Here is a 25,057-nt window from a genome sequence, read left to right on the forward strand (position 1 = left end):
TGTTCCGCTCCGCAAACTAGGCAGGGGACAGGGGTCATTTCCCCCCGCTCCCTGCCCCCTGCCCCCTGCCTCTTCGTTGAGAGAAGTGATTGAAGCATGGGTACAAACTAAACTTGATCAAACTGATGAACTTTGAGAAATTTTGGATAAGAATTTAGACATTTAGTTTATCTCTCTCTTACGAGGCTACGGTGTACACACATCTTTGTGCTAAGTGCAAAATGTGGCTTGATCCCCCTAAATCCACGCCACTTGCTCTACTTGGGGAGACACGCCAGATCCTCCACTTGGTGAGGCAGCCCGGTCTTGTTGCCCCAACAAAGAGGGACTGCCGAACCCGGAGGGGGAAACCCCAGACGCTCTCTACGAGACGCTAAAAGCGAACGCGGACTCGCTTGCCGCCGGCGCTAACGCTTTTAGCGTCTCCCCCTGGGAGAAGACCGGACTGGCTCCCCAAGACCGCAGTGGCTCCCCGATAAATTGGGAGACTTTGATTCTTTTCCCCCCTTTTTTAAGGGGGGTTAGGGGGGATCAAAACGTTGTGGGGCTAGGTTATAAGATTTGTGTGTACACCATAGCCTACGAGGGGAGAGGCTTTGAGTCCTACTCCCCAACGCTAGTAAGGAAGGGGTTGGGGGTTAGGTCTGTATTAGACATCTCCAGAAAAGATTTAGATCCCACACAATTATACGCAAACCTAACCCCCCTTCCCCCCTTCCCTGGTAGGGAAGGGGGTTTTTAAAGCCTCTCTCCGCTTCGGGGAGAGGTTTGGAGAGGGGTCTTTTTCTTTTACGGATAAGTCTATTGCACTCAGATGCAAACCGCTATAACTATTTATCCGAAATGATGTGGTAGTAGTGAATTTTCAAAAATCCTATTCCCTACTCTTCATCCCAAGTTTCTACAGCTAGCAATTCGCTAACTGGGTCTTGCATACTAAAGCCAAAGTCGAGCAGTTCCTGTTTCCAGTGCTGCCAGTCACTACCGTAGAGCAAAGCGATTTTCCAGATGCTATCGCTTGGCTTGATAATGTTCGATTCTATGAGTGATTGCACGTTGCGCTGCAATTTCACCATTGGGTGAATCACTTTTTGAGTCATAACCTCGATTGAATTCTGATTTTGTTGGTAAATGCTTAATTAAAACTGCTTACCATTCTGCAATTGTTGCCGGCCCGTAGAGTGGTGTAATTTGGTAAAGCTAGTCTTAACTTTTTAACTATACCATAATAAACTCTACTAGGTTACTTGTAAATTGGGTTTTGTACGGTAATTACCACCACAAAACCTTAATTCTACCAAGCAGTCCTTAAACTTTTTGCAGAAGTGAGGCAAATGTTAAGGCCAATGGTTTAAGGGATGCTTCTGTTTCCCCTTTTCCCTTTAACTGATATCTTGCACCAGGCGACTGGTGCTTCTCCCAGGGGGAGACGCTACGCGAACAAGTCGGCGGAGCCGCCCAACGCACTGGCTTGGCTACACAGGCAAAACCCGCCTGCGCGGGTTGAAAACCTTGATTTTGGATTAGTCCGCGTAGGCGGACGAGAGTTTGTATAGCCGCGATTTCTAATCGCCAGGGCTAGGTGCAAGATATGAGTTTAACCTTTCCCGTCTTCTTTATCTTCTTAACGTTTATACTTTCTACACAAGAGTGCAACAGTACCTTTTGGAAGATATCTATTGTGAATGTTGGGCAGAATAAATTAGTCGTCTGGGAAGTTGCACAAAGTAGTCTGACTGAGGACGACTGGGAAAATTCTATTTGTTGGAATCACAAAAAATGTCTGTGCTTGTGGAAGAACCGGTAAGACACGGGTTAGTTTGAAAGTTTTTGAATGACAGGGAAATTTGCACTTGAGTAGAAATATCTACTGTCTTTGTTTATTTAAACGCTGTTTAGAGTATCGCAAACATCTGGCATTAGGTGGATTAATTGCAAATCTTTATATAATTTTAATATTTTACGCAATGTGCAACTTAATTCTTGAAACCGCACTTCCATTCCTCTCCCCCACAGGGAGAGAGGCTTTCATTCTTACTCCCCTTCCCTTGTAGGGAAGGGGTTGGGGGTCTGACTTTTCACGGCATCTGGAAAACCTCACTTCTATTTCTCTCTTCCTTTAAGGAGAGAGACTTTGAATTTTCCCCCTTCCCTCCTAGGGAAGGGGGTTAGGGGGTTAGGTTTTTGGTGGACTTTTCCACATAACGTGAAAAGTCAGGTTGGGGGTTAGGTTTGAGAGAAAGTTGCACACGGCGTTATTTTGCTCAAAGAACTAAGACCTAAAGGGTTGCCCTGTTTAGTTGCAGCAGAGGGTTTTGCTTTGAAGCATGGGAGCGATGCCTAGGTTGGTAAACTACGCATGGCAAAATGTCGGTGCAGTATGGGTTTAGCATAAAGTCGCCTCGTCTTCAGAGTCAGCATTTGAAGTTTGTGTAAAAAATTTTTAGCAAAGATGTTAGTTTCAGTTGAGCAGATGGGTATCCTCAGAGGAGGAGGCTTGCTGATACCTAAGTATTTACCCCAGCAAGTATGTGAGGTATGGCTGGTTCAGACGAAGAATACCTAATTTCCCGCAAAAAGCAGATTGAGCGACGACAAAAGATTGTCATTATCGTGTCGATGTTCTCGTTTTTTGGTTCTACGGTATTTGCAGTTATTCCAGCAATCCAGAAGGCTAATCAACCTAACCCGGCAATTGCGTCTGCTTCTGCTGAGTCAGGATTACAGCAAAAGGCGCGGGGCTACGAGCTAGTTTTACAACGGGAACCAGAAAACCAACTTGCTTTAGAGAAACTGTCTGTGCTGCGGTTGCAATTGAAGGATGCTAAGGGTGCGATGGAACTTTTGGAGAAGCTGGTGAAGTTGCACCCGGAGCGGCAAGATTACAAGGTTGTATTGGCGGATGTGAAGAAGAGAATGGGGGAGTAAGAGCTTTCCTTCTTCTAAAGCATTTATCGCCGTGCTGTACTAGTAACTAAGAAGACAGTTTAACACAGCCTTAGAGGGTTGAGTATGCACCAAAAACCGCTACAGTAAGTTATTTATATTTTTTAATCATAAAAAATAATGAACAGACGCTTTATTTTACCTATTGATGAGAAATATGAAATTAAGGTAAATTACTTTATCGACAGCGAAGCAAATCATATTTTTAATACTTCTGATTTTTTTTATATCCATCAAGCTGAACGAGCTTTCTATTTTCAATTATGTAAAAAAAATACTGAGATAGTATTGGGTACAATGCATTTTACAGAAATTGCCTCTGACCTATTCAAAAGTCCAGCAAAAGGAACATTTGGAGGATTTGTAATTAAAGAAAATATCGACTTCAATATTTATGAGCAGTTCATTATAACTGTCGATGATTATTTATGGTGTATAGGTGCTAAGAGAATAGAAGTTATAATGCAACCTATGTGTCATAATCCATCTTTATTTTCTCTCACCTATAATATTATGATAAGGCTGGGCTATGCAGTCGAAAATCATGAGCTTAATTATAATTTAGCCGTGGATAATATATGCTTTTCGGCAAAAATTAATCATGGCAATAGAAAAAGGTTAAATAAATGTTTAAGAGAGGGTTTTACAGCCAAAGAACTTGATTATTCAGTTTATGATCAAGCTTATTCTGTTATCTTAGAAAATAGGATAAGGCGAGGATTTATATTTTCAATGAAGTATGAACAAATTTTGCAAATGGTTTCTACGTTTCCCGAAAAAATGAAACTCTTTGGTGTATTTAATAAAGATATAATTGTATGTAGCAGTATATGTGTGGTAATTAATCCTTTAATACTTTATGTTTATGCTTGGGGTGATATAGACAACATGCAAAATTATAGCCCAATAACACTTCTAGCTAATTATATATATGAATATGCTCAGAAAAAAGCTTTTCAAATCGTTGATCTTGGTACATCAACAATTTTAGGGGAACCCAATATTGGCTTGATGAAATTCAAAAAAAATCTAGGATGTCAAGAGTCTCTTAAGTTATCTTTCTCAAAAGATTCTAAAATAATAATTACAGAGAATAAATAAAATAAACTTATAAAAAGATATGGAAATTCGAGATTTAAAAAAATACTACGAAGATTATCTTAGTCTTCCTTTTGAAGAGATTCAAATCTCTTATAGAAGAAAGAAAATACTGGAATATTTGGTGAAATACAAGGCTCAAAAAATATGCGAAATTGGTTGCGGTTTAGATCCTTTATTTAACTACATAAGCAGCTTTGAAAGTATACACATTGTTGAACCGATATTGGAATTCTATGAAAATGCTTGTGGGATGGCTAACAGTAAAAGTAATATCACAGTACATTTAGGCAAATTAGAAGAGAACATTGCTTCTCTTTCCAAAGAAAATTTTGATTATATTGTCATGAGTAGTCTTTTACATGAAGTTGAAAATCCAGAAGAGTTATTAAAGTCTGTTAATAAAATAAGTTCTGCTAATACTGTAATCCATATTAATGTTCCAAATGCAAAATCTTTTCACCGCGTATTAGCTTACGAAATGGGTTTAATAAGTAATATTTTTGAAAAATCTGCTACCCAAAATACAATGCAACAATTTAAAACTTTTGATTTGGAAAACTTAAAATCTTTTGTAATTAGTCATGGCTTCTCTATAATTGAATCTGGATCTTACTTTGTTAAGCCTTTTACTCATGAGCAAATGCAAAAAATGTATACTCAGAATATTCTTACAAAAGAAATTTTGAATGGATTGTATCTGATGGTTAAATATATGCCAGAAATGGGTTCTGAAATTTTTGTTAATATCAAGGCAAATAAATGATGGAAAGACAAGCTACAATCGTAGGAAATAATGTTTCTAGTCTAGTAGCTGCAATTGCCTTAGCGGATCAAGATTGGAAAGTAAAGATAATAAATCCGTTATCTAGTTGGGGTGGACATTTTGGTGGTTTAACATTTCACAATGATCATTTTGATTGTGGCATGACGTTTTTTGAGTTCGATTCGTTTCATCAATATCAATCTGATGAAGTTTTGACTTATAATCCAAATTTACGAAATGATTCTGGAAAATTTACTTCTTTAATAAAAAATTATGTAAGTGATTTAATAATAACAAAAGTAGTTCCTCAACCTAAAATGTTTTTTCAAGGGGAAATATTTGGTGATTTGATAATTTCTAATGACCTAAGTATTTTTAAAAAGCTTGGTGTTGGAATTAAAGAAGCTATTCAAGAAGAACTGTTAGAAATAATAATAAATCCTAACACTTCACTTCATGCTAAGAATAAGCTTAAAAATAATTTATTTCTTACTAATAACTTTAACGCAATATCGCTCGCAAATCAGGGCAAAACTTTTCACAATCTTTTTATTGAATCTTTTTGTAAAAAACTCATATATAAAAATACTGCGGATTTTTTAGGAATTTACCATAGAGGCGTATGGCTACCACTTTATTATCCTGAGACTATTTTATCTCAGTTTGAAATAGCGCCACAAGTTTTAAAATATACAGAATTTTATTATCCATACCAGGGATATACGGGTACTTTTGTTAATGCTTTATTAATGAAAGCTCAGGATAATACTAGAATTAATATTGAAAACACAACTATAAAATCTCTCATTTTTAATGGTGGTTATCAATTGCAATTAACTAATGATCATTTTGTTGAGACTAATAATCTTGTGTGGGGATTAGACCTATTTCCACTTATCAAACTTATTCAAGAAAATCAGCAGCCCTTAAATTATGACAAAGCATCTATAAGCATTTGTTTTGTAGCAATTTTAAGTAATATGATAAATAGGGAATTTAGTACTTTATTTATTTTGGATGAAGAATTTATTTCTTATAGAGTAACTAATCAAAATATATGTTCAGGAAGCAGTTCGCTTATCACTAAAATAGTAATAGAATTTAATACTGATTTTGCAACATCAATAGGAGTTATAAATGAAGCACAAATCAAAACTAGAATAGAATCTGAATTAATTAAATTACATATTATAGAATCAAAGACTGATATTCAGTATTTTTATTGCAAGCACTGGAAAAATTCGTTAATGATTCCCAGCCAAAATAGTTATGAGTGCTTCAATACGGAGAAATCTATGGTATTAAGAAAATTTCCAGATATTAAACTTATCGGAAATGGCTCTGGTTTTATGTCGTCATCTTTAAATGATCAAATAATCCAGGGCTTACAGATTACTAAACAAATGGAGAATTAAAAAATGGGAATATCAAAAGAAGAACTAAATAAAATTGCCTTAGATTACCATACGAATGAAAACATTCCAGACAAACACATAGAAGATTTGGGTCAGATATATACTATTGAATGGGTTAAAAAACACCTTCAAGGGAAAACAAAAATTCTCGAATTAGGGTATGGTGAAGGTATTTTTACGAATGCTTTAGTACATGATAATTATAACGTGACCTTAGTTGAGGGGTCTTCTGTTCTAATAGATAAAGCAAAAGAAAAATTTGGTCAAAAAGTTGATTATGTTAATTGCTTATTTGAAGACTACGTACCAGTCAGAAAATTCGACGCAATTTTAGCACTCCACGTTTTAGAACATATTGATCAACCTAGAGTTTTATTAAAGCAAATGAAACAATGGATCAACAATGATGGTGTGATAATAGCTATTGTACCCAATAAAAATTCTATTCATAGGAAATTGGCTGTAATCATGGGTTTACAACCCGCATTAGATACTTTAAGCCAAAGAGACTTATTGGTGGGACATCAGAGAGTATATTCTCTGGAAACGCTTGAAGCAGATATAAAAGCTACCGATTATCATGTGGTAGATTCGACAGGTTTTTTTCTGAAAGTTCTACCAAATTCTATGATGATTGAATATTCTCAAGATTTATTGAGGGCATTAAATGAAGTATCAAATTGTATTCCCAAAGATTTATTAGCCAATATTGGCGTAGTAGCCCAAATTCAAAATAAATAATTATCAACATCATGAATATATCCAGATGTAAGCTTATTGAGCTTCCCAAAATTCAGGACTCTCGCGGAAACTTAACTTTTGTTGAAAGTGATAAACATATCCCATTTGACATCAAACGAGTTTTCTATTTATATGATGTACCAGGTGGTTCAAATCGTGCGGGTCATGCGCTGAATAAATGTCATCAGTTTCTGATAGCAATGTCTGGTAGTTTTGATGTTACCATTTATGACGGATTACAAAAAACAAACTATCATTTAAATCGCTCTTATTATGGACTTTATATATCTCCTCTAACTTGGAGGGAAATTGATAACTTTTCTTCTGGAGCGGTATGTATGGCTTTAGCTTCAGAACTTTATGATGAGTCTGATTACTACCGTCATTATGAAGAATTCATCCAAGCAGTGAGGAACAAAGATAATGAAAGTTCCATTTCTTGATTTAAAAGCTCCTTATCTGGAACTCAAAGAAGAACTTGATGCAGCTTATCAGCGCGTCATGGAGTCTGGCTGGTATATTCTTGGTCAGGAAGTAGAAGCTTTTGAAGAAGAGTTTGCAGTTTACTGTGAAACTAAATATTGCGTTGGGGTAGGTAATGGATTAGAAAGCTTGCATTTAATTTTACGAGCTATGGAAATAGGTGCAGGTGATGAGGTAATTGTTCCAGCTAATACTTATATTGCCACTTGGTTAGCAGTTTCTTATGCAGGAGCAACACCAGTAGCAGTTGAACCAGATATAAATACTTACAATATTGACCACAAGAAAATAGAAGCAGCTATTACTCCCAAAACAAAGGCAATCATAGCAGTTCATCTTTATGGTCAGCCAGCAGATATGGATTTTATCAATGAAATTGCTAATAGACATAATCTTAAGGTTATTGAAGATGCAGCTCAAGCACATGGCGCACGTTATAAAAATCGTCGAGTTGGTAGTTTAGGAGATGCAGCAGGGTTTAGTTTTTATCCTGGTAAAAATTTAGGGGCTTTTGGTGATGGAGGAGCAGTAACTACTAATAATGGCCAATTAGCTGATAAAATTCGTTTACTGCATAACTATGGCTCTCGAACCAAATATTACAACGAGGTGAAAGGATTCAATTCTCGGTTAGATGAGTTACAAGCTGCCTTCTTAAGAGTTAAGCTCAATAAGCTGGATGAATGGAATGAACGACGCAAACAAATAGCTAAATACTATCTAAAAGCATTACAACAAGTTACAGATTTAAAATTACCCTACGTACCAGAATTGGCTGAATCAGTATGGCATCTTTTTGTAGTCAGTTATCCTCAAAGAGATAAATTAAAACGCTATTTAGATTCTGCTGAAATTAGGACTTTAATTCACTATCCTATTGCGCCTCATTTATCAGATGCTTATGCAGAAGAGTTAGAAAGAAATGGGCAACTAAATAGTTATCCAATTACTCAAATGATATCTAGCCAAATACTGAGTCTACCGATTAGTCCTCATCTGCATAAGACAGAAATGCAAAGAGTTGTTGAAATTTTACTAAAGGTATTCAAATATGACATTATCTAATCCTTTAATTAGCGTAACTATGGCTACCTATAACCATGAAAAATATATAGGTGAAGCTGTAGAAAGCGTTCTCAATCAAACATATAAAAATTTTGAGCTAATTATTGTAAATGATGGTTCTAACGATAAGACTGATGAAATCATAAAAAAATTTAGAGATGAGCGTATAACTTATATTTATCAAGAGAATCAAGGGATAAGTAGTGCAATCAATCGAGCTATATTAGATTCTAGAGGAAAGTATGTCGCTTTTATGTCTGGAGATGATATTTGTTATACTCATAGACTCGAAACACAATATAACTATTTAGTTACATCTCAAAAGAAAGCTGTTTTTTCATGGGTAGACTTTATCGATGAAAACAGCCAGATAATCACTGATAGTCATTTTGCAGAAAACTTCTTTAATCATCCTAATAAAATAAGATCTGAAATACTAAGACATTTCTTTTTTAATGGTAATTATATTAATGCTGTAACTGGTTTTATATGTAGAGAATTAATTTTAGATGCTGGACTATTTAACTTAGCATCTATTCAGTTACAAGATTTTGAGATGTGGCTCAAGCTACTTAAAAAACATGAATTGTTTATTTTAAATGAGAAACTCATTAAGTATAGAATTCGATCAGCTAATGCTAACCTCAGTAGTGCCTCTAATCAAGCTCGTTCAAATTTTGAGCTTTGTCAAATATATAAAAATATATTTAATGATGTTCCTATTGAAATCTTCAAGGAGGCATTTTCAAGTCAACTCAAAAAACCAGACTTTAGCAGTGAAATTGAATACGAACTAGAAAAAGCTTTTCTCTATCTACTACATAATATACATTTCATCCAGTGTATCGGAGCAGAAAAATTGTTTGAATTACTGCAAAACGAGGATATACTAGAGATCGCCAAGCAAAAATATAATTTTGGCTTACCTAAATTATATAAATTAACTAAGGATTTAGATGTTACTAATTTTGTATTATTACACCAATTAAGATATCAAATCTCAACTAAGGATGTAGAAATAGCTCACTTAAAATCTTTATTTAGGCAAAGTTTCCTCGAAGCAAAAATAGATGAAAGCAAAGAAGATAAAGAGAGTCAAGAAGAGGGGCTTAAATTATCTGATGCTGTAACTTATAAAATATCATTGATTAAACACTCTCAACCTCCAGTTACTATTTGTATTCCTACTTATAATGGTGAAAAATTTATTGCCGAAACAATTGCCAGTGCTTTCTGGCAGACCTATCCTAATATAGAAATAATCTTATCTGATGATAATTCTACTGACAGGACAGTTGAGATTAGTAAATCATTAAAACAAAAAACGTCCTTTGATTTCTTGATTCTCGAACATAGTCAATATGGACTAGCTCAAAATTGGAATTTCTGTATTTCTCAAGCTAAAGGCAAGTATATAAAGTTTTTGTTTCAAGATGATTTACTAGAGCCAACTGCTATTGAAGAAATGGTTAATTTAGCTGAACAAGATGAAGAGATAGGTTTGGTTTTTTCGCCACGAACACTCTTCACTAATACTGGTCATACCGTTTATGATTCAAACTTTTTAATGCATCACGAAGCTAAAGATGTACACAAAGCTTGGTCAACATTAAAGCCAATTCAATCAGGACAGCAACTTTTACTAGATCCCAATATACTTGGGTCTCCAATTAATAAAATTGGAGAGCCAAGCACAGTACTCATTAGAAAAGACGTTTTTGAAAAAGTAGGATTATTTAATCCTGAGTTTTGTCAACTTGTAGATTTGGAAATGTGGCTCAGAATTATGAGTCAATTCAAAGTTGGTTTTGTGGATCAAGTTTTATCTCATTTTAGGATACATTCAGAACAACAAACTCGTCGAAATACTGCTTTAAAGGATGCTATCTTATTAGATTATAAAAAACTGTTTCAGACAATTTACAGTGATACACGATATCCTGAAGCAACGAGACAACAAGCTCTTTATAGATATGCAGTTTTGAGTGAACAAAATGCAGAACTGCATAATTTGCGAAAACAAATAGCAGAAGAATGCCTGAATGTTTCAGATGAGCAGATAACAGACATGTATCTAGGTCTGCTGGGTACAACACATAAGATGTTAGTGAATAGTAGCATCAAATATGAAAGTCTGACTGATGAAGAACAGATTTTTGCTAATGATATACTTTTAAGGCTATCTCAAGGTTTTGATCAGCCAAAAGCAATTCAGCATTTACTAGCAGCTATGCTGTATCGCCGTGCTGACCAGTTACCATTACACCATGACCTCTCTCGCATACCAACTTGGTTGATTAATGACTATTTACAATTCCTATTTTCTTCCCCAGTTGACTTTCAAGAACTGGGTGATGCAGATCATTACTATTACTATATGCGGGGGTGGATTGATTACTTACATACATCTATATTACAAAATTCTGACTCTCGCTTGTGGGATGAAATAGCTAATAACTTTGCGTCAATTGCTAATTTTATTCCCCTATATTTTAATGAGCATAATCTTAAAGATATCTATGTTAAGCGTGGAGAAATTATAGAGTTTTTACTGAAGCTCAAGGGTTATGAGGTTGATTACGACTTTGCTGATAGACCTATAAGCAGAAAAAAAATTCGCTTGGGTGTCCTAGCAGCACATTTTTTACCTGGTTCTGAAACATTTGCTTATCTTCCTATTTATGAGTATATCAGTAGAGATTTTGAAGTAATTTTGTACTCTCTTAATCAAACTGGTCATCAACTAGAGCAATATTGCCAAAGCTGTGCAAACTCCTTTAGACTACTACCACAAGATTTAACAGAACAGGTAAATATTATTCGTGCTGATGATCTTGATATATTATTCATTGCTACCAATGTGACGGCAGTAACCAATCAAATCTGCTTTTTATCAATGCATAGGTTAGCTAGAATACAAGTCACAAGTGGCGGTTCTGTGGTAACAACAGGAATGCGGCATATAGATTATTACATTTCTGGTACGCTAACCGATCCATCTGCAACGGCAGAACAGCAATATCAAGAAAAGTTGGTGAAATTGCAAGGAACTGCTCATTGCTTTAGTTATGGTAACGAAGAAGAAAATGTAACTGTCAAAGTTGATCGAGAAAGTTTGGGTATATCGGAAGAAACAGTTATTTTTATCTCTGGTGCTAACTTCTTTAAAATCATTCCTGAACTAATTAATACGTGGGCAAAAATCATTTCTGAAGTTCCCAGTTCGGTTTTAGTGCTTCTGCCATTTGGCCCGAATTGGTCAAATAGTTATCCTAAAAAAGCTTTTGTTAATCACTTAAATAAAGTATTTTCAAAGTATGGAATACCAGCAGAGCAGCTGATAGTCTTAGATCCTCAGCCAGTGCCAAACCGCAAAGAAGTTAAAGAATACTTCAAAATTGCCGATGTTTATCTAGATTCTTTTCCATTTGCTGGAACAACTTCTTTGATAGAACCACTACAGGTTAATTTACCAGTAATTGCTAGACGGGGAACTAGTTTTCGCTCTGCAATGGGGGCTGCAATGGTGCAAGCATTAGATGTACCTGACTTAGTTGCAGATAGTGAAGATTCTTATATACATTTAGCGATCGCACTTGGCAATAATCCTGAATTACGCCAACAAAAGAGCGCCCAAATCAAAGAAAAAATGCAAGGTAATCCTAGTTTTCTAGATAGTCGCTCTTACTCAACGAAGATAGGTAGCCTCTTCCAAGAACTATTTAGTAAATATCTTGCAGATACTCTGAGTCAAAATTTCCGCTTAGGAGATATTAACCTAGTTATTTTCCCAGACTGGTCACAGCCAGAAGACCTACTATATCAAGATTTAGCAAGTGTCATTTCTACTCTCACTACTCACCCAGATAAAAGTCGCTTAACTCTCCTGATAGATACTCAAAATATCCCTGAAGAAGAAGCCGATATGCTTTTATCGTCTTTGACCATGAATTTGCTCATGGAAGATGATGTAGATATAACTGAGGGTCCAGAAATTTCTCTGCTAGGTAAGATGAGTGATACCCAATGGAAAACTCTTTTGCCTAGAATTCAGACTCGAATTACTTTAGCAACAGATAATCAATCTGCGATCGCACAAGCGAAAGCAGAAAATCTTCCATCCTGCGATGTAGATAGCTCAATAGCAATGAAAGATCAGGAAGTAGACTTGATGAAAGAATTAAAGCATTTTCGTTAGACCAAGCAGATGCCCAGTTATCGTTTAGTAGACGACTTGCAAGAGATCATGGTTGGTCGTTGGAGTATGCAGGGCGAGTTATCGAAGAGTACAAAAAATTTGCGTTTTTGGCTGTGGTAGCAGGTCATCCAGTCACCCCTTCAGACCAGGTAGACCAAGTTTGGCATAGTCTAACTGTTTAACCTGGAACGAATTGCCGCTTTATAGTTGGTATTGCCTAGCCCAAGAGAACCATTACTTAAGTGGTTCTCAGTAATCAATTGGTTAAGAGTGCGAATTCGGTCTGGAGTGGCAGGATGAGTACTTAAAAATGCTGGCACTGAGCTAGAGTTAACGAGTTTCTGCATAAAAGCTGGCATTGCACTGGCATCGTAACCGGCTTTTGTAAAAGTGAACAGTCCCTTATGGTCTGCCTCAAACTCATGCTGGCGGCTTCCAGGTAAGTTCAATGCTAATTGAACTCCCAAATTAACGGCAGTGTTTTTGTTCAGCCCCACAGCACTAACAATTCCTGATTCGATGGCTTGCTGCTTCATCTGTTTGATCACATGCCGCGCCGCAATATGTCCCATTTCATGACCAAGGACGCTAGCAAGTTGAGCTTCATTGTCAGCTGCGGCTAGTAAAGCAGTGGTAACATAAACATAGCCACCTGTAGTCGCAAAAGCATTAATTTGTTTGTCCTTGACCACTTGGAAATGGTAAGGAATATTTGGACGCTGACTGTAAGAAACTAGGTGCTGTCCGACTCTGTTCACATATTGAGTTATCACCGAATCATTAATGGCATGGAACTGAGTTTGTAGAATCTGCTGATTCATCTGGCGACCCAAGTCAATTTCTTGTCGATCAGAAAGATTGGACAGTTGAATAACTTGGATGCCACCAGAGAACAGGTCAAAAAATGAAGCATTAGCAGGCCAAGCAGAAGATGTAGCCCATATCCCAAAAGCTACAATCATCGAAATTATAGGGAATATCCATTGAGAACGGTTGAACCAACGAGTGAAGCAGAATTTTTTGTGGTCGTTTTTCATCGCAGTTAGCATCTAAGTTAAGTAATTTGAGCTATTTCCGACAGCAGCCCCACGCCGTCCCGAAGGGCGGCGCTGCATCGGTGAGAGGTTAAGACAATCTTACTTTTGTCAATTAGAAATTATGCCTAAAATTTGGAAATAGTCAAGGTATTAATTTAACTCATGTACCGAAATTATTGGTTAAGAATAAATGATGCGTATCAAGATGACGCGTAGGCGTAGCCCAACCTAGGCATCGCCCGATCAAATATTCTGTTTCTAACCCCGATTTTGGCAATATTTTAAGTACTATTGCTTATTGACAAACGGTATCTGACCTTAACCTCTCGCGAATGGCGGCGCTGGGAAGAATGGCGGGGCGCCATTTTGCCTTGGGCGCAACTCGCGGAGTCTTGGTTTTGGACGTATTGTTTTAGAACCTCGACAGTCACCCCGCCGCACGATGCGATGAAGTAAGCACTATTCCAAAACACAGGTTTACCCCAGTAGACACGCCTAATTTCCATCAAAAATTCTTTGCGAATTTGCTGACTTGTGTAGGATTTTAAGGCATTGACAAACTTTGATAACTGCATTTGTGGGTAGTACCGGAACAACAAGTGAACATGGTCACTTTCGCCGTTAAATTCGACAACTTCACAACCCCATTTCTGGGATATGTGATTAACTAATTCACCCAATCGAGTCAGCATAGCAGGTGTGATAACTTTCCGGCGATACTTGGTAGTCAAGACCAAGTGCGCTTTTAAATCAGATTGCCCCTCCTTCATTTGCTGCCCCAATTGGTATTTGGGTGTTTTCCAATAAGTGGGAAAGGAGATATTTGACCGTTGGGTGATGATTTCTAGTGTTTCTTGGGGCGCGGAATTACCTCGAAAGTTGTTGCACCTAAAACAAGCTAGGCGCAGGTTTTTGATTTTGTTATTACCACCTTTAGATAGCAAGGGTTTTCGTTCTGGTCGTCCCAGGTTCAAAGGTAAAGGGCGTTATCATTCATTGGCCATTGGCGTTTCCCTACCCCATCAAACCAGAACACCTTACGGGTAAGTTTATTCAGTTGCCCAAAATTGGCAAACTGAAAATGATTTTGCACCGTCCCATTCCTGACGGCTTTAAAATCAAAACTGCGACGATTACCCGTAAAGCTGACGGCTATTACATCAGTCTTAGCCTGGAAGATGTAACTGTACCGAATATTGAACCTGATGTCATCCCCACGTCTGACAACACTATGGGCATTGATATGGGCTTAAAATCATTTTTGGTAACGAGTGACAACCAAGAAATAGAAATCCCCCAACACTACCGTAAAAGCGAGAAGAAACTGAAGCGGCTGCAACGTCATTTATCTCGGAAGAAAAAAGGGTCAAATCGTCGTAAGAAAGCGATTAAACGTGTTGCTAAAACTCATTTAAAAGTTGCCAATCAGCGCAAAGATTTTCACTATAAAACTGCAATATGGTTATTAGCAAAAGCCGAGGTAATTGCCCATGAAAACCTAAATATCAAGGGGCTAGCAAAATCTATGCTAGCCAAGTCAATAACCGATGCTGGATGGGGTCAATTTCTACAAATTCTGAATATCAAGGCTGCAAGTGCTGGGTGTTTGGTAGTAGGGGTTAATCCACGAGGCACAAGTCAAGAATGTTCTGATTGTGGCGTGACAGTTCCAAAAACATTGTCCGATAGATGGCACAACTGTTTATGTGGCGCTAGTTACTGCCGTGATCATAATGCCGCGCGAAATATAAAACATAGGGCGGTGGGGCATCCCGTCCTTCAAAGCTCAGGAAATGTCCGACGGGTTGCCGGGAGTCACTGAGAAGCCCCCGCCGTCCACGAAGTGGCGGCGCGGGGAGTATGTCACCAAAGTTCATTCCTTTTAAGTTAACTCTTGTACTGAACTGATGCGGCAAGAATGAATCATGCGTATAAAGATTAAGCATTGCCTGCCCAAAAATTGTGTTTCCGACCCCGATTTCAGCACTATTTTAAGTACTATTGCTTATACTTAGGGGGATCTAGAACGTTTTACTACCAAGAAGAGGACTTTTCAAACAACCTCTAAATCCCCATCTGAAAATGTCTTTAATTTTGAATATACAAATTAGATGTGTTTTAGCTTACTTCCCGGTGTTGGGGGACGACCAGAAGCAAGCTGCAAAAACTAGTTAGTAGTCCTCCTCACCCAAGCGTCACTCAAGGGAACGTCCGCCAGGGGCTAATAGGGTATTCTTGACCCCACTAGTTCTGAATAATGCCAGCCTCTACAGGGGTAACAGAAATTTCTCGGCAAGGGGGGTCTATTAATTTGACGTTAAAGGAAATAGCAATTCGCCTCCCCGCCCCCGTAAAGGGATGCACCCAATGAAGTAGGTAGGCAGGAAATAGTAGAATCATTCCTGCCTTTGGTTCATATTTAAAGCTGGAACCAAAATCCAGATAGAAACTATTAATTCCATTGACGTTAGACCTGGGATCGGAGAAAACAATTAAGCCACTATTCGGATTGTGGGAATCTGGTTCGCCAGTGTTAACATAGTAAACACCAGAAAGATGCCCTGAGTGGGTATGGGGCAGATGATAGCCACCTTTTTCTAAAACATTTGCCCAAGCAACCAGTTCAACTAAGACCTGACAATTCTCTTGGTTGAGTTCTGAAATATAATCTGAAACAAACTGAACTAACAATTCCTTTAACCCATCCAATGCTTGACTTGGTTTGCTAAATAAGTTAACTGTCGAATGCCAACCCATGAAATTGCTTAAGTTAACACCCGAATCAATCTGTTTAAGATCCAAAATTTCCTTTTCCAGACTCAAATTGAAATCTTCTGAATCATTCAATGTCCGAGTTGCGATTGGAGTAACCCAACGCATCGTTAATTCATCGGTAAACATAAATAATCTTCCTCAAATCAAACAATAACTACATACTTCCCAAAAACAAACGCAATCATATCTACCCCCACATACCTCCAGGGCAAACGCATCTAAACGCAACCAAAATTAAGTAAGTAGGTAAGAATAAATCAAACTATGTTGGGCAATGTAAAATGGGAGCATCCCAATTTTGCTTAAATCTTTTCCCTCACCCCCAGCCCTCTCCCATCTTTGGGCTACGGTGTACACACAAGTCTGAGATAGCTGATTAACCAAGGTTTTACCCCACCCTAACCCTCCCCGATATATTGGCTACGGTGTACACACATCTTTGTTCAAAATCAAAATCGTTGGAGATCCCCCTAAATCCCCCTTAAAAAGGGGGACTTTGAGAGGTTTTTGCCCCCCAATTTATCGGGGGGTTGGGGGGATCATAAGCCTGTGGAGTAATGTTAGAAGACTTGTGTATACACCGTAGCCTTATAAAGGGGAGGGAATTAGATTTCCTGTTTCCCCCCAATATATCGGGGGGATTAAGGGGGGTAATTCGACTTGTCTGTACACCTCACTAACAGGACCAGCCCTTTCAAGGTGACTCGTAAAATCTCTGTTTTTCTCTCTGCGCTGCGCCAGTTGCTTCAAGTCGGGGAACCCGCCCAACGCACTGGCTTCTCTGTGCCTCTGCGGTTTAAAAGTAATTTATTTAACCTTATTAGACGCAGAAAACACATAGTTAAGAGATTAAAGAGGAGTTTTTTGACCAAAATTTTACCAACCTTGAAAGGGCTAGTCCTCACTAAGAGCTTATTTTGCCTCAATATACCTCTGCCACATCTGCTCGTAAGCCTTCTCCATCTCACGGGTAAACTGTTTGCCATTCCACAACGGGGCTGTTTGCCGTGATGCTTTCAATTTCAAAGCCACCTGCTGGCGTAAAGTCTCATCTTTCCCTAAACGCACACCCCATTCTATATACTCTTCATCTGTCCAGGCAATGCCTTCTGTGATACCCGCATTCATCATCATGGTGTAGCTGTTACGCGCTGCAAACTGTTCACCAACTCGCGTCACTAAAGGGATACCCATCCACAATGTTTCTAGTGTTGTTGTCGCTCCGTTGTAGGGAAATGTATCTAAGACAATATCAGCAATGCCTAAATTAGCACGATGAATTGACTCTGAATAGACTATTGGTAAAAATCGTAATCGAGAACAATCTACACCTTCTTCTTCGGCAATTTGGTAAAAGAAGCGTTTAATTGTTTCCTCTTCAGCAAGTCCTTTAATCAAAAAGTAGCTGTTAGGTACTTGTTTAATAATTTGCATTTGCCACTTTGTCGTTTCTGGATGGCGTTTATATCCTCTTTGGGCGCTGAGATATACAACCGCATCCATAGGAATATCCAAGTCATCACGGCGGAGAGTTGGGACACCCACTTCAAAACCATCTACTGCTATGTAAGTTTGCGGTAATCGCCAGATTTTTTCTGTATAGTAATTTTGGGCATCATCTGGCAGTACATAAGGATCTGCGATAAAGTAATCAATTGCAGGTATGCCTGATGCATCCCACCCCAGCCAAGTAACTTGAATTGGGGCTGGCTTAAGCGCCATCACTTGACTAGTAATATCTAGAGTGATGCTATCAAGATCAACTAAAATATCAATTTCATCTTGATATATTTGGTCAGCAATTTCTAGACCATTCATACCTAATTTATGAGCATTACCTGCATTTTGTGCATACCAATCCTGTAGAAAATCATCTACTAATTGATAGTTCACAAAATAAGTATGAATATCAAACTTTTCTCGATCGTGATGTTGAAATAACCAGCGAGCTAGCCAACCAACAGAATGATTCCTGAAAGCGTAAGATATATAACCAATTTTTAATTTCTTAGTAGGAGAAGATAAATCTAGATTATTGATAGTTTTGTGAAAATAATTTTTTCCTTCTGATTGGGCAAAAGATTGAATATAATTAGTAAAAATCTCAGCGACCTTATTATGAATAGCTCGGAAATCAGCAGGAGCATCTTTAATGTGAGGTATCGCAAAAGATGGCGTAAGTAACCGTAATATTCTTCCTTCTTCTAAAGGAATGCGTTCAGCTTTAATAAACTCTTTATATACAGTTTCCAATTCTTCACAAGTTGTACATATCTCTTGCCAATATCCCCCTGCTGACATGAGACCCCTTAACATCAAATGGAGTGCAAAAATTTTATCAGCCAAGCCTTCTGATAGCGAATAACATAATCTAGCTGTCTCTATTCCTTGAGAATAATGACGAGCATCTTGATAAAAAATCGCTAAGTGCCGCAAAATTTCTACATTATTTGGCTCCAATCGTAGATGCAATTCTAACAAAGATGCTGCTAGTAAAGGCTGCCGCAAAGTATGACCGATTTTGATAGCAGCAGGAAGCACTATCGAGAAGCATTGATGAGGATCAGAGAAATAAGGAAGACTAGCTTCTACTAAATTTAGATTAATTGGATGTAAGGGAACAGTATTTAAAAATTCTTTGATAAGTTGGAATAATAGTTCGGTATTAATTTCTATATTTTCTTTCGCGTTTAAAGTTTCAATTAATCGCCACTCATTCAAATTATCAAGTTGTTCAAATTTTTGCAACTTGATAGAAAGTATAATAATTTGAAGCAAATTATTGATATGACTAGGATTAATTTCCCTTAGATGCTGGCGAATTAACCAAGCTAGAGAATATTCCGCCAGTATTTCACGCTTTTCAGCTTCTATTTGCAAAATTTGAAACAGTTCATTTGTCCAAATTTGTAACTGTTCTTCATCTGCCTCTGTCATTGGCAGCATCCAAGTCATTTGAGCTTCTGCTTCTTGCCCTTGTAATAGCAATAGTAACCCTAAATGCCAATAATAAGAAATAGCATTTGGTTCTATTGCTATTGCTTGTTCATATAACTGTGCTGCTTGCGAATATTTTTCTTGAATTAAGTATTGTTCAGCTTGATTTTGCCAATTACATATATCAGTAATCATTGTAATTCTCTGAGAAACTTGTATGAGGAATATAATTGTATGAGGAATATAATTGTGAACGACTTCACGTAATGGAAATAAAGTGGATAGAAGCATCTACCCACTTTGGAAAATATCTAGTTGAGAAACAATTTATATACTGTTTATCCTTGGTTGGTTACTTAGCTAAAGAGGTGAAGCTGGCAGGACAACTAGGCGCTCCAGCAGTATAGGCAATTGTGGCGCCACTTGCATTTACACCACCGTTAACCATAGCGTTATTAGCTTCACACAAAGCAGCTACGGTAGTAGCTTCACTGGTAGCTGCTTGAGTTGTGATCTCTACAATACCAAGATAGCTTTTGAGAGGCGCAGTGGCAAGTATTACTTGTGCTTGGTTGCTGACTACACTACTGCCCGACAGTATGACAGCCGAGTATTGGTAATTTACAGTTTGTGTTGCAATACCAAGACCTAAAGTACCAATTTGACTTGAAAATGCAGTATTTTCTAAGTAATAAGCTTGTTGGGCACGGTTCATCGAACCTGTATAAGTTTTAGCTTCTGACTGTTTGGCTTTGTTAGCTTGGTTCAAGAAAGAAGGTAGAGCGATCGCAGACAAAATACCAATGATGATAATTACTACCAATAATTCAATAAGTGTGAAACCCTCATCTCCCTTCTTTTTGTCGAGGATGTGTTGGAGAAATTTTGCTTTCAATTCGGTTTTCATAAGTGTTTTCCCAGGGGGAGGAAGTAGTTGTGTGTTCTAGATGTAACTTACCCACCTGCGATCGCTTTCCTATCACCTTCAGAAAAAAACTTTGGGGAGATACAGTCACACAATCCAGAATCCTTGCATCCCAAATAACACAAACATCACTAAGCCCCTAGTCAACACCAGAGGCTAGATTCTCAATAGACATCTGGGAAAATTAATTCTGCGTTGCTCGAAATCCTTGGTAGGGACAATTCATGAATTGTCCCTACGTCATTTTCACTCCTATGTCTAATATCAATGTGTGGAAGTGTCTTATTCAAACTCAGGTGGCCACAACTCTGATATTGCCAGTTCCCAACCTGTTAGCAAGTCTGGTAGTGTGAGGGTGTCGCCATTCCGCATCACCACTGGAGTTTGGTTTATTCGATAAACTGTTACCGTCAATTTGTCAGGGTCAATCAACATACCGACTGTAGACCCAAGTTGCAAAAATAGCTGAATCTTCTCTTCAAGCGGTTTAATTCTGTCGCTTTTAGATTTAACGTATCGCGGAAGTCCCCACCCTCAATGTACTCATAGGGTGGGGATAGGGAGCGGACGGCGACGATTCCAACTCGCTCCCTAATCAATCGTTAGATTGATTAGGGAGCGGGTTGGATAAGGAGTCGTCAATCTTGTGGCTAGGCAATTTGTCAATGTAATCTTCAATCATTTGAGTCACTGTTTTTTCCTTGAAAGTGGCATGGTTTTTTAGTTTGTTGAAAAAGAGGCAGGGGAGCAGGGAGCTCTTAGCAGGGGAGAAGGAACAGAAAGGGGGATTCGACCCCACCTGAACGAGAACCACTTAATAGAAGTGGGGGACTCAGACCCATGTTCCGCTCCGCTACACGGCAGGAGTCAGGGGTCATTCCCCCCCGCTCCCTGCCCCCTGCCCCCTGCCTCTTCGTTGAAACGCTTTTCTGATATACGAATATGTACTTCCTTTGTTTTCATAAATATGTCTATAGTGTGGATATATCTATGGGAATATATAAATGGTTGTTGACCCACCCACTCGACTCATATAACAAACGGCCACAGTAGCGGTAATACGCTTGCCTAGACTAAGAGCGAGAGAAAGGGGGAAAGACCTCGGTCACTGGTTCGTATGGTTACGCCCTGCGGTAAAAAATAAGCCACACAGGGGTGTACGAAAAAGTAATAAAACTGTCTGCCGAAGGCGGACGGCTGCGCGGGTTCTTCCTGAGAAGATAAAGGTAGCAATACCAGAAACGCTGTGTAAGACCATTATCGGGTTTAGTCCCGAATATCAAGAGTGATATACCCAACGTGGCAACGACGAATGAGACGCGAAACGATGATGGTTGTTATCTTTGAAGCTCCGGCTTCAGCGAAGCAAGCCGGAGTACTTCACTCTCAACCATTAAGTCTGGAACTAACTGCTCTAAGTCTGTAATCGCAAAGGGCATAAGACACTAAATAACGCTTTTATATAGGATTCTTATTTGATTTTTGAACAAAATTAGGTACTGTAGGGTGCGTTAGGATTAAATCCGTAACGCACCATTCGTAAGGATTTAGTGCGTTACGCTGTCGCTAACACACCCCTGACTTTTCACGGCATCTGGAAAACCTCACTTCTATTTCTCTCTCCTAAAAGGAGAGAGACTTTGAATTTCCCCCCTTCCCTCCTAGGGAAGGGGGTTAGGTTTTTGGTGGACTTTTGCACATAACGTGAAAAGTCAGGACGGACTACTAGGTGCAAGATGTGAGCTAGCCAATCATAATTTATTATGCTATATTAAGCGTAGTCGTTATGAGTTTGCATAGAATTATGACTAACCCCACAGTAGAAAACTTAGTAATTATCGGTTCAGGTCCAGCAGGGTACACAGCCGCCATCTATGCCGGACGCGCTAACCTGAAACCCGTTGTATTTGAAGGTTTCCAAGCCGGGGGTTTACCTGGTGGGCAATTAATGACAACGACAGAGGTTGAGAATTTTCCGGGATTTCCTCAAGGGATTACGGGGCCTGAACTGATGGATCAGATGAAGGCGCAGGCGGAGCGCTGGGGGGCTGAGTTATATACTGAAGATGTGATCTCAGTTGACTTGAGTCAGCGTCCCTTTACAGTGCGATCGCTAGAAAGGGAAATTAAAACCAACAGCATCGTCATTGCTACTGGTGCAACGGCAAAGCGTTTGGGTTTACCCAGCGAACATGAATTTTGGAGTCGGGGTATCTCCGCTTGTGCGATTTGCGATGGTGCAACACCAATTTTTCACGGTGCAGAATTGGCTGTAATTGGTGCTGGCGACTCGGCGGCGGAAGAGTCTATTTACCTCACCAAATACGGATCTAAGGTGAATATGTTGGTACGTACTGATAAAATGCGGGCTTCTAAAGCTATGCAAGACAGGGTTTTGAGCAACCCGAAAATCCAGGTGCATTGGAACACAGAAGCCGTGGATATCTTCGGTAGCGATCGCATGGAAGGGGTAAAAATCCGCAATACTCAAACTGGTGAAGAAAGCCAACTGCACGCTAAGGGTTTATTCTACGCCGTTGGTCACAGTCCCAATACTTCTTTATTTAAAGGGCAGTTAGAACTAGATGAGGTGGGTTACGTTGTCACCAAGCACGGTACTGTAGAAACCAGCGTAGAAGGCGTTTTTGCTGCTGGCGACGTCCAAGATCATGAGTTTCGGCAAGCAATTACGGCTGCGGGTACTGGCTGTATGGCGGCGATGTTGGCAGAACGCTGGTTGTCATCCAGTGGCTTGATTCAAGAATTCCATCAACAGTCAGAAACAGCAGATAATGAATTAGAACATCAGCCAGCTAAAAAGACTGAAGCCGAGGAAGAAGCTGGATTTAACTTGGATGCGACGCGCCATCTGGGAGGTTACGCTTTAAGGAAATTGTTCCATGAAAGCGATCGCTTACTCCTTGTTAAATATGTCTCTCCTGGTTGTGGCCCTTGTCATACCCTGAAGCCAATTTTAAATAAAGTGGTGGATGAATTTGACAGCAAAATTCACTTTGTGGAAATTGACATCGACAAAGACCGAGATATTGCTGAAAATGCTGGTGTAACAGGAACGCCAACGGTTCAACTGTTCAAAAATAAGGAACTCGTGAAGGAAGTCAAAGGCGTCAAGCAAAAGAGCGAGTACCGCCAGTTGATTGAAAGTAATCTTTGAGATAGTAGGTATTGGAAACTGGGAAAGACTCTGCCCAATACCCGCCATATATAGCGTTTCTTATAGCGGTTCTCGTTCACGTGAGGTACACCCGTAGGGGCAATTCATGAATTGCCCCTACACCTTGCGATATAATTTTATATCGCATCTGAGTCATCTGTCCCATTTTATGACACTGTGTGTACTTCGCTTCACTTCTTTTCCTCTGCTACCCCTACTTATTGAGCCGATACAATTGAGCTATCCATGAAGACTAGCTGAGTTGACGACGAAATTGGTTAATACTGATAGATAAAAGCACTATGGCAAAAACCAAAAGTGCGATCGCATTCAACCAAAGTACATCTAAACCTGAGCCTTTAAGCAGTATTCCCCGAACGATCGCTACATAATGACGTAGGGGGTTGAGTAGCGATATATATTTAAATATGACAGGCATATTTTCAACGGGTGAAATTGCGCCAGAAAGTTGAATTAGTGGTAAATTAATAAAAAATGATGTTAGTACAACTTGTTGCTGAGTTCGACATATTGTTGCCAGCATAATCCCAATGCCAATACCCACAAATAAATAAAGTCCTGATAGTCCTAAAAATAGAAAAGCATTGCCTCGAAAAGGCACTCCAAAAACTAATCTTCCCAAACTCAAAGCTAAGATGACATCGCCCATTAACAGAATAAACAGGGGCACAATTTTAGCTAACAAAATTTCCCAAGCTTCAGAAGGAGTCATTAACAGTTGTTCTAGAGTTCCTGTATCCTTTTCTCGGACAACTGTGACTGAAGAAACTAAGGAACTAATTAGTGTCAAAATTACTCCCAAAACCCCTGGAATAAAAAACCAACTACTCACTAGTCCCGGATTATAAAGAAAGGTGGTTTCAGTGTTAATTAATGCTGGTGTTTTATTAGATGAAAAGCGTTGATTAAATTGAGAAATCATCTGACTTAAATAACCTTGAGCAATTCCAGCAGTATTCGCATCTACTGCATCAACTAAAACCTGGATATCGGCTGGCTGATCTTCGGAGAAATGGCGGTTAAAATCATAGGGAATTACTAACCCGGCTGTGATTTTTCCCTGTCGCACTTGCTCACCCAAATCCTGATCGTTAAACAGATATTTTTCCACGACAAAGACTTTATTTTGAGTTAATTCAGCAACTAACTCTCGGCTTTCGTAAGTATTAGCATAATCAACGATTCCTAATTTTAGATAATGCACATCTGGATTCAGAGAAAATCCATAAATTAGCATTTGGATTGTGGGAGGGATTATTAATAATACTAGTGTTTCTTTACTCCTCAATATTTGGCGAAATTCTTTAATAGTTAAACTCCAGAATCGGCTATTGAAGAACCTTTGGATTAAGTTCATGGCTAATTTAGTTCTAATTGATTACTTGTTAAACTCCAAGAACCCCACCCCTTAATCCCCTCCCCGCTCTTCGAGAGGGGAGATAAAGCATCAGTTTGATGGGGTGGGGTGCAATGAA

General features: G+C 38.8%; 17 protein-coding genes and 1 pseudogene. 10 read left to right on the top strand and 8 right to left on the bottom strand.

Annotated elements, in window-relative coordinates; all coding sequences use genetic code 11:
• Positions 1–881 precede the first annotated feature (881 nt).
• The gene (locus V7K97_RS25460; protein ID WP_334803767.1) at positions 882–1,100 is read right to left on the bottom strand and encodes a DUF4327 family protein; all 219 of its coding nucleotides are present in this window, start codon (positions 1,098–1,100) and stop codon (positions 882–884) included.
• Positions 1,101–2,538: 1,438 nt separating this feature from the next.
• Here V7K97_RS25460 and V7K97_RS25465 point away from each other — a divergent pair.
• The 8 genes from V7K97_RS25465 (at position 2,539) to V7K97_RS25500 (ending at position 12,712) form a co-directional block, all read left to right on the top strand.
• A complete protein-coding gene (locus tag V7K97_RS25465) occupies positions 2,539–2,928 on the top strand; it encodes a tetratricopeptide repeat protein (RefSeq protein ID WP_334803768.1) in 390 nt (129 codons plus the stop codon).
• 138 nt (positions 2,929–3,066) lie between these two features.
• Positions 3,067–4,047, top strand: coding sequence for a hypothetical protein (locus V7K97_RS25470; RefSeq protein WP_334803769.1), 981 nt, complete (start codon positions 3,067–3,069; stop codon positions 4,045–4,047).
• A 19-nt stretch (positions 4,048–4,066) separates the two neighbouring features.
• Positions 4,067–4,810 (top strand): methyltransferase domain-containing protein, encoded by a 744-nt coding sequence (locus tag V7K97_RS25475; protein WP_334803770.1) that lies wholly within the window; start codon positions 4,067–4,069, stop codon positions 4,808–4,810.
• Positions 4,807–6,225: a hypothetical protein gene (locus V7K97_RS25480; protein WP_334803771.1), complete on the top strand. Its 1,419-nt coding sequence runs from the start codon at positions 4,807–4,809 to the stop codon at positions 6,223–6,225. Before V7K97_RS25475 ends, V7K97_RS25480 begins: the two co-directional genes overlap by 4 nt.
• A gap of 3 nt (positions 6,226–6,228) precedes the next feature.
• Positions 6,229–6,966, top strand: coding sequence for a class I SAM-dependent methyltransferase (locus V7K97_RS25485; protein ID WP_334803772.1), 738 nt, complete (start codon positions 6,229–6,231; stop codon positions 6,964–6,966).
• A gap of 11 nt (positions 6,967–6,977) precedes the next feature.
• Positions 6,978–7,409, top strand: coding sequence for a sugar 3,4-ketoisomerase (locus V7K97_RS25490; protein ID WP_334803773.1), 432 nt, complete (start codon positions 6,978–6,980; stop codon positions 7,407–7,409).
• Positions 7,390–8,514: a DegT/DnrJ/EryC1/StrS family aminotransferase gene (locus tag V7K97_RS25495; protein ID WP_334803774.1), complete on the top strand. Its 1,125-nt coding sequence runs from the start codon at positions 7,390–7,392 to the stop codon at positions 8,512–8,514. The genes V7K97_RS25490 and V7K97_RS25495 overlap by 20 nt, the downstream gene beginning before the upstream one ends.
• Positions 8,501–12,712 carry a glycosyltransferase gene (locus V7K97_RS25500; RefSeq protein ID WP_334803775.1) on the top strand — a complete coding sequence of 1,404 codons (4,212 nt, stop codon included), beginning with the start codon at positions 8,501–8,503 and terminating at the stop codon, positions 12,710–12,712. The genes V7K97_RS25495 and V7K97_RS25500 overlap by 14 nt, the downstream gene beginning before the upstream one ends.
• Positions 12,713–12,882: 170 nt before the next feature.
• Here the strand turns inward: V7K97_RS25500 and V7K97_RS25505 are convergent, their stop codons facing one another.
• A complete protein-coding gene (locus tag V7K97_RS25505) occupies positions 12,883–13,761 on the bottom strand; it encodes a M48 family metallopeptidase (RefSeq protein ID WP_334803776.1) in 879 nt (292 codons plus the stop codon).
• A 269-nt stretch (positions 13,762–14,030) separates the two neighbouring features.
• Positions 14,031–14,519 (bottom strand): IS200/IS605 family transposase, encoded by a 489-nt coding sequence (gene tnpA, locus V7K97_RS25510; protein ID WP_334803777.1) that lies wholly within the window; start codon positions 14,517–14,519, stop codon positions 14,031–14,033.
• Between the two features lie 233 nt (positions 14,520–14,752).
• Here tnpA and V7K97_RS25515 point away from each other — a divergent pair, with 233 nt between their 5' ends.
• Positions 14,753–15,571: an RNA-guided endonuclease InsQ/TnpB family protein gene (locus V7K97_RS25515; RefSeq protein WP_442938925.1), complete on the top strand. Its 819-nt coding sequence runs from the start codon at positions 14,753–14,755 to the stop codon at positions 15,569–15,571.
• 422 nt (positions 15,572–15,993) lie between these two features.
• On the opposite strand, the gene V7K97_RS25520 is transcribed toward V7K97_RS25515, so the two are convergent.
• The 4 genes and pseudogenes from V7K97_RS25520 to V7K97_RS25535 form a co-directional block, all read right to left on the bottom strand.
• A complete protein-coding gene (locus V7K97_RS25520; RefSeq protein ID WP_334803778.1) occupies positions 15,994–16,650 on the bottom strand; it encodes a TIGR02466 family protein in 657 nt (218 codons plus the stop codon).
• A 786-nt stretch (positions 16,651–17,436) separates the two neighbouring features.
• Complete coding sequence (locus V7K97_RS25525; RefSeq protein ID WP_334803779.1) at positions 17,437–19,656, bottom strand: O-linked N-acetylglucosamine transferase, SPINDLY family protein; 2,220 nt, start codon at positions 19,654–19,656, stop codon at positions 17,437–17,439.
• A gap of 157 nt (positions 19,657–19,813) precedes the next feature.
• Entirely contained in the window at positions 19,814–20,368 is a 555-nt protein-coding gene (locus V7K97_RS25530) for a type IV pilin-like G/H family protein (RefSeq protein WP_334803780.1), read from the bottom strand.
• A 300-nt stretch (positions 20,369–20,668) separates the two neighbouring features.
• Positions 20,669–20,899: pseudogene (locus V7K97_RS25535) on the bottom strand (Uma2 family endonuclease); the annotation flags it as partial.
• Positions 20,900–22,190: 1,291 nt separating this feature from the next.
• On the opposite strand from V7K97_RS25535, the gene trxB reads away from it, so the two are divergent.
• A complete protein-coding gene (gene trxB / locus V7K97_RS25540) occupies positions 22,191–23,561 on the top strand; it encodes a thioredoxin-disulfide reductase (RefSeq protein WP_334803781.1) in 1,371 nt (456 codons plus the stop codon).
• Between the two features lie 253 nt (positions 23,562–23,814).
• On the opposite strand, the gene V7K97_RS25545 is transcribed toward trxB, so the two are convergent.
• Positions 23,815–24,939, bottom strand: a complete 1,125-nt coding sequence (locus tag V7K97_RS25545) for an ABC transporter permease (RefSeq protein WP_334803782.1) — start codon at positions 24,937–24,939, stop codon at positions 23,815–23,817.
• Between the last annotated feature and the right edge of the window lie 118 nt (positions 24,940–25,057).

This window comes from Nostoc sp., from assembly GCF_036917815.1.
In the GTDB taxonomy this organism is placed as follows: Bacteria; Cyanobacteriota; Cyanobacteriia; order Cyanobacteriales; family Nostocaceae; genus Nostoc.